Origin of the sequence: Streptomyces sp. BK239, from assembly GCF_004217285.1 — a bacterium.
In the GTDB taxonomy this organism is placed as follows: Bacteria; Actinomycetota; Actinomycetes; order Streptomycetales; family Streptomycetaceae; genus Streptomyces.
In genome coordinates, this window is the sequence record NZ_SHKS01000002.1 from 294,835 (window position 1) to 309,268 (window position 14,434).

At 72.7% G+C, this 14,434-nt stretch carries 10 protein-coding genes; 2 read left to right on the forward strand and 8 right to left on the reverse strand.

The window, feature by feature from the left end:
- Positions 1-4: 4 nt before the first annotated feature.
- The 7 genes from hydA to EV567_RS07225 form a co-directional block, all read right to left on the reverse strand.
- Positions 5-1,408 carry a dihydropyrimidinase gene (gene hydA / locus EV567_RS07195; protein ID WP_130437815.1) on the reverse strand — a complete coding sequence of 468 codons (1,404 nt, stop codon included), beginning with the start codon at positions 1,406-1,408 and terminating at the stop codon, positions 5-7.
- Between the two features lie 138 nt (positions 1,409-1,546).
- The gene (locus EV567_RS07200) at positions 1,547-2,389 is read right to left on the reverse strand and encodes a nitrilase-related carbon-nitrogen hydrolase (protein WP_130437816.1); all 843 of its coding nucleotides are present in this window, start codon (positions 2,387-2,389) and stop codon (positions 1,547-1,549) included.
- A 185-nt stretch (positions 2,390-2,574) separates the two neighbouring features.
- Positions 2,575-4,155, reverse strand: coding sequence for a PucR family transcriptional regulator (locus tag EV567_RS07205; protein WP_130438301.1), 1,581 nt, complete (start codon positions 4,153-4,155; stop codon positions 2,575-2,577).
- A gap of 69 nt (positions 4,156-4,224) precedes the next feature.
- Positions 4,225-5,511 carry an aspartate aminotransferase family protein gene (locus tag EV567_RS07210; RefSeq protein ID WP_130437817.1) on the reverse strand — a complete coding sequence of 429 codons (1,287 nt, stop codon included), beginning with the start codon at positions 5,509-5,511 and terminating at the stop codon, positions 4,225-4,227.
- Positions 5,508-6,350, reverse strand: a complete 843-nt coding sequence (locus EV567_RS07215; protein ID WP_130437818.1) for a nitrilase-related carbon-nitrogen hydrolase — start codon at positions 6,348-6,350, stop codon at positions 5,508-5,510. The genes EV567_RS07210 and EV567_RS07215 overlap by 4 nt, the downstream gene beginning before the upstream one ends.
- Positions 6,351-6,634: 284 nt before the next feature.
- Positions 6,635-8,260: a hypothetical protein gene (locus EV567_RS07220; protein ID WP_130437819.1), complete on the reverse strand. Its 1,626-nt coding sequence runs from the start codon at positions 8,258-8,260 to the stop codon at positions 6,635-6,637.
- 178 nt (positions 8,261-8,438) lie between these two features.
- A complete protein-coding gene (locus EV567_RS07225) occupies positions 8,439-8,702 on the reverse strand; it encodes a helix-turn-helix domain-containing protein (protein ID WP_130437820.1) in 264 nt (87 codons plus the stop codon).
- A gap of 32 nt (positions 8,703-8,734) precedes the next feature.
- On the opposite strand from EV567_RS07225, the gene map reads away from it, so the two are divergent.
- Together map and EV567_RS07235 are read left to right on the forward strand one after the other, a co-directional pair.
- Positions 8,735-9,523 carry a type I methionyl aminopeptidase gene (gene map, locus EV567_RS07230; protein WP_130437821.1) on the forward strand — a complete coding sequence of 263 codons (789 nt, stop codon included), beginning with the start codon at positions 8,735-8,737 and terminating at the stop codon, positions 9,521-9,523.
- A 467-nt stretch (positions 9,524-9,990) separates the two neighbouring features.
- Positions 9,991-12,537 carry an ATP-dependent Clp protease ATP-binding subunit gene (locus tag EV567_RS07235; RefSeq protein WP_130437822.1) on the forward strand — a complete coding sequence of 849 codons (2,547 nt, stop codon included), beginning with the start codon at positions 9,991-9,993 and terminating at the stop codon, positions 12,535-12,537.
- On the opposite strand, the gene ggt is transcribed toward EV567_RS07235, so the two are convergent.
- Positions 12,532-14,331 carry a gamma-glutamyltransferase gene (gene ggt / locus EV567_RS07240; RefSeq protein ID WP_130437823.1) on the reverse strand — a complete coding sequence of 600 codons (1,800 nt, stop codon included), beginning with the start codon at positions 14,329-14,331 and terminating at the stop codon, positions 12,532-12,534. The genes EV567_RS07235 and ggt overlap by 6 nt on opposite strands.
- Positions 14,332-14,434: the final 103 nt, after the last annotated feature.

Genomic DNA, 14,434 nt, shown 5'->3' on the forward strand with positions numbered 1-14,434 from the left:
CTCCCTAGTTGAGGTACTGACAGGTCGAGCGCGGGGTGTAGACGCCGTGACCGGCGCGTCCGGTGAACTCCCGCTCGGTGATGACGGGTTCGCCCCGGGATAGGACCGTCTCGACGCGGCCGGTGATCCGCCTGCCCTCGTACGCCGAGTAGTCGACGTTCATGTGGTGGGTCTCGGCGGAGACGGTCTGCTCGGCGTGCGGGTCGTAGACGACGATGTCGGCGTCCGCGCCCGGGGCGATGGTGCCCTTCTTCGGGTACATGCCGAACATGCGGGCCGGCGTGGCGCAGGCGATCTCGATCCAGCGGCGGCGGGAGATGCGCCCGTCGACGACGGCCTGGTGGAGCAGGTCCATCCGGTTCTCCACGCCCGGCAGGCCGTTGGGGATCTTGGAGAAGTCGCCCCGGCCCAGCTCCTTCTGGCCCACGAAGCAGAAGGGGCAGTGGTCGGTGGAGACCACCTGGAGGTCGTTGGTGCGCAGGCCCTGCCACAGCTTGGCCTGGTGCTCCCGGGGGCGCAGCGGGGTGGAGCAGACGTACTTGGCGCCCTCGAAGCCGGGTTCGGCGAGGTTGTCCGTGGACAGGAACAGGTACTGCGGGCAGGTCTCGCCGAAGACGTTCAGGCCCTCGTCGCGCGCCCGCGCCAGTTCGGCGACCGCCTCCATCGCCGAGACGTGCACGACGTACAGGGGCGCGCCCGCGACCTGGGCGAGCCTGATGGCCCGGTGGGTGGCCTCGGCCTCCAGCAGGGCTTTGCGGACCTCGCCGTGGTAGCGGGGGTCGGTCTCGCCGCGGGCGAGCGCCTGCTCCACCAGGACGTCGATCGCGATGCCGTTCTCGGCGTGCATCATGATCAGGCCGCCGTTGTCGGCGGAACGCTGCATGGCGCGCAGGATCTGCCCGTCGTCGCTGTAGAAGACGCCGGGGTACGCCATGAACTGCTTGAAGGAGGTGACGCCCTCCTCCACCAGCAGGTCCATCTCCTTGAGTGTCTCCTCGTTCACGTCGGAGACGATCATGTGGAAGCCGTAGTCGATCGCGCAGTTGCCCTCGGCCTTGGCGTGCCAGGCGTCCAGGCCCTCGCGCAGGGTGTGGCCGACGCTCTGCACGGCGAAGTCGACGATGGTGGTCGTGCCGCCCCAGGCGGCGGCCCGGGTGCCGGTCTCGAAGGTGTCGGAGGCGAAGGTGCCGCCGAACGGCAGCTCCATGTGGGTGTGGACGTCGACCCCGCCCGGGATGACGTACTTCCCGGTGGCGTCGATGCTCCGCTCGGCGGTCCAGGCCTCGGCGGCCGGGGTGCCGGAGGCGGCGAGGGCGGCGATCCGGCCGTCCTCGATCAGGACGTCGGCGTGGATCTCGTCGGACGCGGTGACGACGAGACCGTTCCGGATGACGGTACGGCTGCTCATGGGTTGACTCCGCTGGGTTGTGGTCGTGTGCGGGTCGTCGTGGACCGGTGGCGCTCACGCGGCGGAAGCCGCATGTCAGGCGGGGCCCCGCGCCCCTGAAGGGCTGTGCCTTTCACGAAGCGCGGGTCACCGCCTTCGTCACGGAGCCGTCAGCGGCTCGTACGCGTCGGGGCGGCGGTCGCGGTAGAACTGCCAGCGGTCGCGCACCTCGCGCAGCTTGGCCATGTCCAGGTCGCGGACGACGAGTTCGGGTTCCTTGTCGCTCGCCACCTCGCCCACGAACTGGGCCTCGGGGTCGACGAAGTAGGAGGTGCCGTAGAAGTCGTTGTCGCCGAGCTCCTCCACGCCGACCCGGTTGATCGCGCCGACGAAGTACTCGTTGGCGACGGCCGCCGCCGGCTGCTCCAACTGCCAGAGGTAGGCGGACAGGCCCCGTGAGGTCGCCGACGGGTTGAAGACGATCTCTGCGCCCGCCAGGCCCAGGGCGCGCCAGCCCTCCGGGAAGTGGCGGTCGTAGCAGATGTAGACGCCGATCCTGCCGACGGCGGTGTCGAAGACGGGCCAGCCGGCGTTGCCGGGCTTGAAGTAGAACTTCTCCCAGAAGCCCTTGACCTGCGGGATGTGGTGCTTGCGGTACTTGCCGAGGTAGGAGCCGTCGGCGTCGATCACGGCCGCCGTGTTGTAGAGGACGCCGGGCTGCTCCTCCTCGTACATCGGCAGCACCAGGACGATGCCGTGTTCGCGGGCGAGCTCCTGGAAGCGGCGCACGATCGGGCCGTCCGGGACGCGTTCGGCGTACTCGTAGAACGCGGGGTCCTGGACCTGGCAGAAGTACGGTCCGTAGAACAGTTCCTGGAAGCACAAAACCTTCGCGCCCTGGGCGGCCGCGTCGCGCACCGCCTGCTCGTGCACCTGGATCATCGATTCCTTGTCGCCGGTCCACGCGGTCTGGAAGACGGCGGCACGGATCACTCGGCTCATCGGGACCTCCGGTCGCTCGGTGTGCTGGGGCGGACGCCGGCTCCGACGTCCGCCCCAGGAGCGTAGGAAGCGCGCATCCGGGCTTTGAGTTGCACCGTGTCACGTCTGCGGGTGTGCGGCGTGCCACCGTGTCACGTGTTCCTCGGTCCATGTTTCACAACCGTTTTCCCAGGTCGTCAGGGGTTTCAGGCTTGTTGCGCGTCATGCGCGAGGAGCGCGATGTGCACGGACGCCGCCTGTTCGAAGTCGTCGAGGTCCACACCGAGCCGGCTCTGTATCGCCTCCAGCCGGCGGTACAGCGCGGGCCGGGAGACATGGTGGAGCTGGGCGGTGCGGGACTTGTTGCGGCCGGTGGCCAGGTAGGTGCGCAGGACGGCGAGCAGGTCCTCGCCGGCCGCGCACAGCAGCCCGTCCAGCTCGCGTTCGGCGAAGGACTGCACATGCGGGTCGTCGCGCAACAGGCGTATGAGGCCCCGCAGATGGACGTCCCTCAGCCGGACGACGGCCGGGAGGTCGAGGGCGGCCGAGGAGCCGGCGACGGCGTCCGCGACGTGCCGGGCCTCGCGCAGGCCCGCGGGCACGTCGTCCCAGGCGGTCCGCGGGGCGGCCGCGGCGACGACGGTGCGGGGCTCCCCCGTCTCGGTGCGCAGCCGGGCGGCGAAGTGGGCGGCGAGCGCCTCGGCGTCCTGGTCGCGGGCGAGGCTGAGCAGGACGGCGGTGGCGTCGTCGGCGAGCTCGGCGACCAGGCCGGACAGACCGAGCAGGCGCAACAGCCTTTCGAGCCGGCCCGCGCCCGCGTCGCGGACGACGAGCGGGACGAAGGTGCGCCGGTTGACCGGCAGTCCGGCCGCGCGGGCGCGGGGCAGCAGTTGGCGGGCGGGTACGACGCCGGAGACCAGGTCGGTGAGGAGGCCCTGCGCGGACTGCTCCTCCCAGGTGTGGGCGGTGGCGCCGCCGAGCATGCGGTGCAGGACGAGGGCCTCGGCGGCCCGGTCGGCGAGCAGCCGTCCGCCGGCGGTGTCGCCGCGGTAGCCGCACAGCATGATCTGCCCCCAGCGTTCGCCGCGCCCGCCGAGTTCGGCGCGGATCCAGCCGTCGCCCTCGGTGCCTCCGGCCTGGCGGGCGATGCGCTCCCAGTCGCGCAGCACGTCGTCGACCGCGGCCCGCTCTCCGGCGGTGGCGAGGACTCGGTGGGCGAGGTTGGTGACGACGACGGGGCAGCCGGTGTGGTGGGCGATCTCGTCGAGGAGGCTCTGCAGCGGGGCGCCGGCGGTGATGAGGCCGGTGAGGGCGGTGCGCACCGCCTCGGACAGGCTCACGGCGGCGAACTTGCTCCGCACGAGCCGGGACTGGACCTCTTCGGTGAGTTCGGCGAAGGGGAAGGGCCGGTGCAGGACGATCATCGGCAGCCCGCACCGTTCGGCGGCGCGGCGCATCGCGTCCGGGGTGGCCGGGAAGGCCCGTCCGAGGCCGAGGACGACGGCGGCGGCCTCGGCGCGGTGCAGGGAGCGGACGTAGTCGGCCTGGGCGTCCTCGTCGCCGGCGAGCAGCACGCCGGTGGTGAGCACCATCTCGCCGCCGCTGAGCATCACTCCGACGTCGGCCGCCTCGGCGACGTGCACCCAGCGCACGGGGCGGTCGAGCTGGGCGGAGCCGGCCACCACCTCGGGCTCACCTGCCGACACCCGCTCCAGCGACAACACCTGACGGACCGTGAGCGCCGGCCGCAGGGGCTCGGGGGACTTCGGCGGCTCGAAGGGCTCCATGGGCCCCCGGTAGTCGAAGACGGTGGTCATGACGGTGTTCCCTTGCTCGTCCGCTCACTCACGTCGCCGTCACCGGGTGCTCCGGAGCGCGTCGTCGAGGATCGCGGCGCCCTCCTCGGCCTCGGTGACGGCCAGGGACAGCGGCGGGGCGACGCGCAGGGCGCTGGTGTCGTGTCCGCCGCCCTTGCCGACGAGCAGGCCGCCCGCGCGGGCCGCCGCCAGCACGGCCGCCGCCCGGTCCGGGTCGGCCCGGTCGGTGCCGGGCCTGGTCAGCTCGACGCCGATCATCAGCCCGCGCCCGCGCACCTCCCGTACTCCGGGGTCCTGGGCGGTGACCGCCCGCAGCCGTTCGATGAGCAGCCCGCCGACCCGCCGGGCGTTGCCCTGGAGGTCGTGCTCCAGCAGGTAGGAGAGGTTGGCGAGGCCGGCCGCCATGGTGACCTGGGTGCCGCCGAAGGTGGAGATGCTGTTGGCGTCCAGGCAGTTCATGATCTCGGCGCGGGCGACGACGCCGCCGATCGACATGCCGTTGCCGATGCCCTTGGCGAAGGTCACGATGTCCGGCGGGCCGTTGCTGCCGTGCGCCTGCCAGCCCCAGAAGTGCTCGCCGGTGCGGCCCCAGCCCGTCTGCACCTCGTCGGCGATCCACAGGATCCCGTGGGCGTCCAGCACTTCGCGGAACGCCGCGTAGAGCCCGTCCGGAGGCGAGGTGAAGCCGCCGACTCCCTGGATCGGCTCGGCGATCAGCGCCGCGGGCGCGCGGGTGTGCCCGAGCAGGTCCCGCAAATCCTCGACGCAGGCCGCGATGAAGTCGGCGTCGCCCAGGTCGGCGTACGGGCCGCGGGTGCGCACACCGCCGTGGACGTACAGCGTCTGGAGCGGGGACAGGGAGGTCGGGGACCAGCCGCGGTTGCCGGTGATGCCGACCGCGCTGAAGGAGCGGCCGTGGTAGCTGTTGCGCATCGCCAGGACGGTGTTGCTGCGCCGGTACGTCGTCGCCAGCAGCAGGGCGGTGTCGTTGGCCTCGGTGCCGGAGGTGGTGAAGAAGACGCGGGCGTCCGGGATGCCGCTCAACCGGGCTACCCGCTCGGCCAGTTCGACCATGGGGCGGTTGAGGTAGAGCGTGGAGGAGTGGATGATCCGTCCCGCCTGCTCGCTCACCGCCTTGGTCACCTCGGGCAGGGCGTGCGCGGTCATCGTCGTGAGGATGCCGCCGAAGAAGTCGAGGTACCGCCTCCCCTCGGCGTCCCAGACGTGACGGCCCTCGCCGTGCGTGATCTCCAGCGGGTCGTCGTAGTACAGGGCGAGCCAGTCCGGCATGACCCTGCGGTGGCGGTCGTACAGTTCGCCGCTCATGGCCGCACCAGCCCTTCGTAGGCGTCGGGGCGGCGGTCGCGGTAGAAGGCCCACGTCTGCCGCACCTGCTCGACGAGGTCGAAGTCGAGGTCCCGGACGAGGAGTTCCTCGTCCCGGTCGCTGCCGACCTCGCCGACGAACTGGCCGCGCGGGTCGACGAAGTAGGACGTCCCGTAGAAGTCGTTGTCGCCGTACTCCTCCACGCCGACCCGGTTGATCGCGGCGACGAAGTACTCGTTGGCGACGGCCGCGGCGGGCTGCTCCAGCTGCCAGAGGTGGGAGGACAGGCCGCGGTGGGTGGCCGACGGGTTGTAGACCAGCTGGGCGCCGTTCAGGCCGAGCTGCCGCCAGCCCTCCGGGAAGTGGCGGTCGTAGCAGATGTAGACGCCGACCCTGCCGACGGCGGTGTCGAAGACGGGCCAGCCGGCGTTGCCGGGTTTGAAGTAGTACTTCTCCCAGAAGCCCTTGACCTGCGGGATGTGGTGCTTGCGGTACTTGCCGAGGTAGGAGCCGTCGGCGTCGATCACGGCCGCCGTGTTGTAGTAGAACCCGGACTGCTCGATCTCGAAGACCGGGACGACGATCACCATGCCCGTCTCGCGGGCCAGCTCCCGCATACGGCTCACGGTCGGGCCGTCGGGGACCGGCTCGGCCCAGCGGTAGTGCTCCGGTTCCTGGACCTGGCAGAAGTAGGGGGCGTTGAAGACCTCCTGGAACCCGATGATCTTCGCGCCCCGCCGGGCCGCCTCGCGGGCGTGCTCCTCGTGTTTCGCCACCATGGACTCGGTGTCGCCGGTCCAGGTGGCCTGGACCAGAGCGGCACGTACGACGTTGGCCATGAGCTGCTCCTTCGACGGGAACGTCAGAGCCTCTACACCCGTAGACGATGGCCGTAGAGGGACGAACGTAAGCCTCCGGGACAGGCTTGCCAAGACCATCGCCGTCAACCCGCGGTGTCGATCGCGTTTCACCCCTGTGGGCGAGCGGCGGGGCGTACGGCGTACAGGCCGGCAGGCGGGGCGCTGTCGGACGGGGCGCTGTCGCGAGCGCGGGGGCGGGCGGGGCCGGGGCCCGGTCCGGTTCGGCGCCCGCGTGGCCCGGCTTCTCTCGGCTTTCGCTCGGCTCACGGGGTGAAGCCGGCCGCCTTGAGGGCGTTCTTGAGGTCGCGGCGGCGGTCCTTCGAGACGGCCCGGGCGGCCTCCATCAGCAGCGGGACGAGGAGGTGCGGCTCCGGTTCCGCGCCGCGGGCGACGTCCTCGGGGGTGCGGACCCGGACGAACGCGTCGAGCAGCGCCTGCGCCTCGCGGCGGCGCGACTGCGCCGTCAGCACGCTGACCGCCTTGCCGACCTCCTCGGCCGGCCGTACGACGCCCTGCCGCAGGACCTGCTCCCCGTCGGCCGCGCGCCCCGCCTCGGTCAGGGCGTCCGCCACGGCCACCAGCCGTTCGGCGGGCAGCGAGGCCGCCTCCCACAGCAGGGTCGCCCAGTCGGCGTTCAGCCCGGCACGCTGGAAGCCGGCCGCGAGCAGCGGAATGCGGGCCGCGGGGCCGTACGCCAGCTCCACGAGGAGCGCGTGCGCCTCACCGCTGCGGCCCTCGCCGCGCAGCCGCACGAGCCGCTCCACGACTTCGGCGTGCTCGGTGTTCTGCGGCCCCGTGCGGTCCGGCGCCTGCCCCTCCGGTCGCGCGTCGCCTGTGGTGGGCCTCGCCGACGGCTCGGTCCGAGGGGGCTGGAGGGGCTCCTGCACCGCGTGCGCCTCGGCTGCGGCACCGGCGAAGCGGGCGCCCCGCGGGGTGCGGGGCGAGGGGATCCCGGTTCCCGGGCCGGTCTCGGGTACGGGCGTGGGCGCGGGGATCAGCGGCTCGGCCGTGGGCGGCACCACGACGGGAGCGGTGTCCTCTCCCTCGGTCATCCCGGCGAACCGAGCACTGCCCCGCCGACGTCTGCGCTGCATGGGGGCGGGGTCGGCGGCCTCGTCGGGGGCGGGGGCGGAGTGGGCGTCGGCCGTCGGCGTCTCTGCGGCCCGGACCGTCCCGGCGGGGCCGGGCCAGGCGCCGTGGCCCGCTTCGGGCGCGTGGCCCTGCCGGCCGGTGCCGCCGGTCTCCGCGGGGGCGGTGTGGTGGTACCCGGCGGTGTGGTCGTACCCGGCGGGCTCCGTCGGCCGTGCGGAGGCGCTCGCGGGTCTCCCGCTCGCACGCGGGCGGATCAGGCGGGACGACCCCGGGTCCTGCGGGGCAGCCGTGCGGCGGTCCAGTTCGGCGAGGCGGTGGCTGAGTTCGGCGCAGCGGGCGGTGGCTCGTTCGTGGTCGTCCTGGGCCCAGGCCAGGTCGAGACGGAGGCCGTCGACCTCCTCCTCGGTGCCGGCGGAGGCCAGTCGGCGGCTGATCTCGGCCTGCCGCTCGGCGGTGTGGCGCTGCTCGCGGAGCATGGCGTCGAGCCGGTCGCCGAGGGCGTCCCGGCCGCCGGGGCGGGCGTCGTGGGCGGCGACGGCGGCGGCGTGCAGCGGCCGCGCCTGTTCCGCGTCCCGGGCGGCCACGTCGGTGCCGTACTCCGCGGCGAGGTCCTGGAGCAGGGCCTCGACGACGTCCCAGGGCGGAACCTCGGCGCCTGCGAGGCAGGCCCGCATACCGTGCGGGTCGCGCTGCCAGAAGACGGCGCACCAGCCGGAGCCCTGGTCGAGGCGCGTCAGCAGACCGTCCAGGTACTGCGCGAACTCCCGCATCTGCGACGGGAGCTGATCCCAAGCCATCGCTCGACTCCCGCCCGACCGGAGAACTCCGATCCGTAGAGAACACCAGTTGTGTTACAGCGGGGCTACGGTGACCTTTCGAGACGGACGCGGCGGGCTTATTGCCCGATCTTGACCGAATGGCACACCCTCGACGGCCAGAATCACATCACTGACGCGACCGCGGACGCCCGATCGCTCACCCCAGCGGCCCGGCGCCCGCGAGTGCGCAGCGGTCGGCCAGCTCGTCCATCGACAGGCCGAGGGCCCGGGCGAGGGCGGAGATCGTGAAGAAGGCCGGGGTCGGGGCCCGGCCGGTCTCGATCTTGCGGAGGGTCTCGGCGGAGACGCCGGCGTTCGCGGCGACCTCGGCCATGCTCCGGTCGCCACGGGCTTCACGGAGCAGTCTGCCGAGGCGCTCGCCGCGCTCGCGCTCTTCGGGGGTCAACGGGGTGCGCACCATGACACCATTCTAATACCGGTATAGTAATTGGCATGGTGGAACTGAAGACGGACGCATCCATCGATGCCATGTACGAGACCGGCCAGGTCGTCGCCCGTGCTCTGACGGCCGTACGGGAGGCCGCGGCGGTCGGCGTCTCCCTGCTGGAGCTGGACGAGCTGGCGCACGGCGTGCTGCGCGAGGCGGGCGCGACCTCGCCCTTCCTCGGCTACCGGCCCTCCTTCGCCCCGACGCCCTTCCCGGCGGTGCTCTGCGTGTCCGTGAACGACGCGATCGTGCACGGCATCCCCACCGCCTACCGGCTGCGCGACGGCGACCTGGTCTCGATCGACTTCGGCGCCGAGCTGAACGGATGGGCCGGCGACTCGGCGCTCAGCTTCACGGTGGGCACGGCGCGGCCGGCCGATCTGCGGCTGATCGAGACCGCCGAGCGCGCCCTCGCCGCCGGCATCGAGGCGGCCGTCGTCGGCAACCGCATCGGCGACATCGCGCACGCGATCGGCAGCGTGTGCCGGGTGGCCGGGTACGGGGTCCCGGCCGGCTTCGGCGGCCACGGGATCGGCCGCCGTATGCACGAGGATCCGCCCGTCCCCAACGAGGGCCGGCCCGGGCGGGGGCTGCGTCTGCGGCGGGGCATGGTCCTGGCGATCGAGCCCATGCTCATCGGGGGCGGGACCGACGGGTACCACGAGGCGCCCGACGGCTGGACCCTCAAGACGAACGACGGGTCGCGGGCGGCGCATGCGGAACACACGGTGGCTGTCACGGATGCGGGGCCTCGGGTTCTCACGGAGCGGGTGGCTGCGCCGGCTGTGCAGTGACGTGAGGTGACCGTGGGTCGGCCGGGGCGGTGCGGTTGTGGCCGTGTCGGTGGTTTGCTGCGGCGCCGTTGTGGCTGGTCGCGCAGTTCCCCGCGCCCCTTGAGGGTCCTGCCGGGCCGTTCCTGAGACGGCACCGGTTGTCGGTGTGCGGTGGTCGGCTGTCCCGCCGTCGGGGCCGGTCGCGCAGTTCCCCGCGCCCCTGGGGGTGCTGCCGGGCTGTTCCTGAGACGGCACCGGTTGTCGGTGTGCGGTGGTCGGCTGTCCCGCCGTTGTGGCTGGTCGCGCAGTTCCCCGCGCCCCTTGGGGGGCTTCCGGGGCGTTCCTGAGACGGTCGACGTCACGACGTGCCGGGGGTTCTCGGGCGTGACAAGGTGGAGTCGGTGGTCTCAGCGGCTCCTCGGGTGTAGCGCCGCACGGCATGGGCACCCGTCCGCACCGGCAACCGCACGTCGATCGAACGGAACGCCATGACCAGCGGCTTCACCAGCCCGGAGGGCTACGGCGACCCCTTCGGTGAGTTCCTGGCCCGCTTCTTCGGCGGGTCCCGCCCCGGCCCTCGCCAGATCAACATCGGTCAGCTCCTGAGCCAGCCGGCCAGGGAGCTGGTCCGCGGCGCGGCGCAGTACGCCGCCGAACACGGCAGCCGTGACCTGGACACCGAGCACCTCCTGCGCGCGGCTCTCTCCGCGGAGCCGACCCGTACGCTGCTCAGCCGGGCCGGCGCGGACCCCGACTCGCTCGCGACGGAGATAGACGAGCGCTCGGGCCCCGCCCAGCACCCGCCGGGCGAGGTGCCGCCGCCGACCTCGCTGTCGCTCACCCCGGCCGCCAAGCGCGCCCTGCTGGACGCCCATGACCTGGCCCGCTCGCGTGGCGCCGGGTACATCGGCCCGGAGCACGTGCTCAGCGCCCTCGCGGCGAACCCGGACTCCGCGGCCGGGCACATCCTGAACGCGGCCCGCTTCGCGCCGGCGGCGGGCGGCCCCCGGCCCGAACCGCCGGACGCCGCGCAGCCGCGCCCGGAGCGGCCGTGGCCCACCGAGACGCCCACCCTCGACAAGTACGGCCGCGATCTCACCGAGCTGGCCCGCGAGGGCCGCGTCGACCCGGTGATCGGGCGGGAAGAGGAGATCGAGCAGACCATCGAGGTGCTCTCCCGGCGCGGCAAGAACAACCCGGTACTCATCGGGGACGCCGGCGTCGGCAAGACGGCCGTCGTGGAGGGCCTCGCGCAGCGCATCGCCGACGGCGACGTGCCGGACGTGCTCAGCGGCCGCCGCGTCGTCGCCCTGGACCTGCCCGGCGTGGTCGCCGGCACCCGCTACCGCGGCGACTTCGAGGAACGCCTCAACAACATCGTCGGCGAGATCCGCGCCCACTCCGACCAGTTGATCGTCTTCATCGACGAACTGCACACGGTCGTCGGCGCCGGCGGGGGCGGCGAGGGCGGCTCGATGGACGCCGGGAACATCCTCAAGCCGGCCCTGGCCCGCGGCGAGCTGCACATCGTCGGCGCGACGACGCTGGAGGAGTACCGGCGGATCGAGAAGGACGCGGCGCTGGCCCGGCGGTTCCAGCCGATCCTGGTGCCCGAACCGTCGGTCGCAGACGCGATCGAGATCCTGCGCGGCCTGCGCGACCGCTACGAGGCCCACCACCAGGTCCGCTACACCGACGAGGCGCTGACGGCGGCGGTGGAGCTGTCCGACCGGTACCTGACCGACCGGCGGCTGCCCGACAAGGCCATCGACCTGATCGACCAGGCCGGAGCGCGGGTGCGGCTGGGGGCGCGCACCAAGGGCACCGACGTGCGCGCGATGGAGCGCGAGGTGGAGCAGCTGGCCCGGGACAAGGACCAGGCGGTCGCCGACGAGCAGTACGAGCAGGCGACGCAACTGCGGGACCGTATCGTCGAGTTGAAACAGCGGATCCTGGACGCCGCGCACAGCGACGAGGTCGACGAGGGTCAGCACCTGGAGGTCACCGCCGAGGCGATCGCCGAGGTGGTGTCGCGGCAGACGGGGATCCCCGTGGCCAGCCTCACCCAGGAGGAGAAGGACCGGCTGCTGGGCCTGGAGGAGCATCTGCACGAGCGGGTCGTCGGCCAGGACGAGGCCGTAAGGGTCGTCGCGGACGCGGTGCTGCGCTCGCGTGCGGGGCTGTCGAGCCCGGACCGGCCGATCGGCAGCTTCCTCTTCCTCGGCCCGACCGGCGTCGGCAAGACGGAACTGGCGCGCGCGCTCGCGGAGCAGTTGTTCGGCAGCGAGGAGCGGATGGTCCGCCTGGACATGAGCGAGTACCAGGAGCGGCACACCGTGAGCCGGCTGGTGGGCGCCCCGCCCGGCTACGTCGGCCACGAGGAGGCCGGGCAGCTCACCGAGGCGGTGCGCAGGCACCCGTACTCGCTGCTGCTGCTCGACGAGGTGGAGAAGGCGCATCCCGACGTCTTCAACATCCTGCTCCAGGTCCTCGACGACGGCCGGCTCACCGACTCCCAGGGCCGCACGGTCGACTTCACCAACACGGTCATCGTGATGACGAGCAACCTGGGCTCGGAGGCGATCACCCGCGGCGGGGGCATCGGCTTCGGGCCGGGCGGCGCGGACGCCGACGAGGAGGCGCGGCAGGAGCGGATCCTGCGGCCGCTGCGTGAGCACTTCCGGCCCGAGTTCCTCAACCGCATCGACGAGATCGTCGTCTTCCGTCAGCTGACCGGTGAGCAACTGCGCCGGATCACCGACCTGTTGCTGGACGGGACCCGTCGGCTGCTCACCGCCCAGGACATCGCGGTCGAGTTCAGCGACGCGGCCGTCGACTGGCTGGCCGAGCGTGGGTACCAGCCGGAGTACGGCGCCCGGCCGCTGCGCCGCACCATCCAGCGCGAGGTCGACAACCGGCTGTCGCGGCTGCTGCTCGACGGGCAGGTCGAGGAGGGCGACCGGCTGACGGTGGAGGTCGAGGACGGACGGCTCGCGTTCCGCACCGCGCCGCCCGTCCCCGCCGCGGAGCTATGACGCCGGGCGCACCACCTGCGCCGATCCGCCGCCCCGCCGTGTCTTCTCGGCGGCTGCCAGCCACTTGCCATCGGGCAGCCGCTGGACGCCGGTGGCGGCGCCGATCTCGGGGTTGAGCCGGAAGGAGTGGCCGAGGGCCTCCAACTGCCTGGCCACGTCGCTTCCGTACAGGCCGGGTTCGAGTTCGGTCTGGGCGGCGTTGCGCTGGCTGGCGCGGGGCGCGGCGATGGCGTCCACGAGCGGCAGCTTCCGGTCGAGGAAGCCGGTGAGGGTCTGCAGCACGGTGGTGATGATGGTCGCGCCGCCGGGCGAGCCGAGCGCCACGACGGGCTTGCCGTGCCGGTCGAGGACGATCGTCGGCGAGATCGAGGAGCGCGGCCGCTTGCCCGGCCCCGGCAGGTTCGGGTCGTGCACGGCCGGGTTGGCCGGGGCGAAGGAGAAGTCGGTCAGCTCGTTGTTGAGGAGGAAGCCGCGGCCGGGGACGGTGATGCCGCTGCCGCCGGTCTGCTCGATGGTGAGCGTGTAGGCGACGACGTTGCCCCACTTGTCGGCCACCGTCAGGTGCGTGGTGTTCTCGCCCTCGTACGTGGTCGGCGCGGCCGTGCCGCCGGCACCGCAGGGCACGGGGTGACGGGGGTTGCCGGGAGCGAGAGGGCTGGTGAGGACGGCGTCGTCCTTGATGAGGCAGCCGCGTGAGTCCGCGTACTTCTGCGAGAGCAGTTCCTTCGTCGGCACGTCCTCGAAGGCGGGGTCGCCGACCCAGCGTCCGCGGTCGGCGAAGGCGATGCGGCTGGCCTCGATGTAGCGGTGCAGGTACTGGGCCTGGGTCGCCTTGGACAAGGCGGTGCGCTCCAGGATGTTCAGCGCCTCGCCCACGGTGGTGCCGCCGGAGGAGGAGGGCGCGATGGAGTAGACGCCCAGACCGCGGTAGGACGTCCTGGTCGGCGCCTGGAGCCGGGTGCGGTAGCCGGCGAGGTCCTTCGCCGACAGCTTGCCCGGGCGGGCGTTCCAGCCCGAGGCCGGGTCGACGGGCGGGTGGTTGACGGTGTCGACGATGTCGTCGGCGATGTCGCCCCGGTAGAGCGCGCGGACCCCCTTCTTGCCCAACTCCTTGTAGGTGCGGGCGAGGTCGGGGTTCTTGAAGGTCGAGCCGACGGCGGGGAGCCGTCCGCCGGGCAGGAACAGCCGGGCGGTGTCCGGGAAGTAGCGGAAGCGGGTCTCGTTGGCCGCGGTCTGGCTGCGGAAGGTGTCGTCGACGGTGAAGCCGTCGCGCGCCAGCCGTTCGGCGGGCTTCAGCAGCGTGCCGAGCTTTCTGCTGCCCCACTTGTCGAGGGCGCTCGCCCAGGTGGCGGGCGTTCCCGGGGTGCCGACCGCGAGGCCGCTGCTGACGGCGTCGGTGAAGGCGATCGGTTTGCCGTTCTCCTGGAAGAGGTTCGCGTCGGCGGTCCGCGGGGCGGTCTCGCGTCCGTCGATGGTGCGCACGGTACGGGACTTGGCGTCGTAGTAGACGAAGTAGCCGCCCCCGCCGATGCCGGCGGAGTAGGGCTCGGTGACGCCGAGGGCGGCGGCGGTGGCGACGGCCGCGTCGACGGCGTTGCCGCCGCTCCTCAGCACCTCGATGCCGGCCGCGGAGGCGTCGGCGTCGACGCTGGCCACCGCGCCGCCGTAGCCGACCGCGACCGGGGTCTTGGCAACGGCCGTTCTCGCGGCGGCGGGTGGGGCCGTGGCTCCCACCGAGACGACGGCGGCCGAAACCGCCAGGACCGACAGTTTCCGCGCGACAGGGCGACGCATCCGTACCTCCAGTCCGGGAACGTCCGCGCAGCGTAACCACATTCGAGCGGCCCCGACAGCCCGCCTCGGCGCACTGTCATACGGCTGCCACACCTCGAACACG

Coding starts and splice junctions, on each gene's coding strand:
- EV567_RS07235 (WP_130437822.1), top strand. CDS start 9,991: ATGACCAGCGGCTTCACCAGCCCGGAGGGCTACGGCGACCCCTTCGGT.
- EV567_RS07210 (WP_130437817.1), bottom strand. CDS start 5,511: ATGAGCGGCGAACTGTACGACCGCCACCGCAGGGTCATGCCGGACTGG.
- ggt (WP_130437823.1), bottom strand. CDS start 14,331: ATGCGTCGCCCTGTCGCGCGGAAACTGTCGGTCCTGGCGGTTTCGGCC.
- EV567_RS07200 (WP_130437816.1), bottom strand. CDS start 2,389: ATGAGCCGAGTGATCCGTGCCGCCGTCTTCCAGACCGCGTGGACCGGC.
- EV567_RS07220 (WP_130437819.1), bottom strand. CDS start 8,260: ATGGCTTGGGATCAGCTCCCGTCGCAGATGCGGGAGTTCGCGCAGTAC.
- EV567_RS07225 (WP_130437820.1), bottom strand. CDS start 8,702: ATGGTGCGCACCCCGTTGACCCCCGAAGAGCGCGAGCGCGGCGAGCGC.
- EV567_RS07205 (WP_130438301.1), bottom strand. CDS start 4,155: ATGGAGCCCTTCGAGCCGCCGAAGTCCCCCGAGCCCCTGCGGCCGGCG.
- hydA (WP_130437815.1), bottom strand. CDS start 1,408: ATGAGCAGCCGTACCGTCATCCGGAACGGTCTCGTCGTCACCGCGTCC.
- map (WP_130437821.1), top strand. CDS start 8,735: ATGGTGGAACTGAAGACGGACGCATCCATCGATGCCATGTACGAGACC.
- EV567_RS07215 (WP_130437818.1), bottom strand. CDS start 6,350: ATGGCCAACGTCGTACGTGCCGCTCTGGTCCAGGCCACCTGGACCGGC.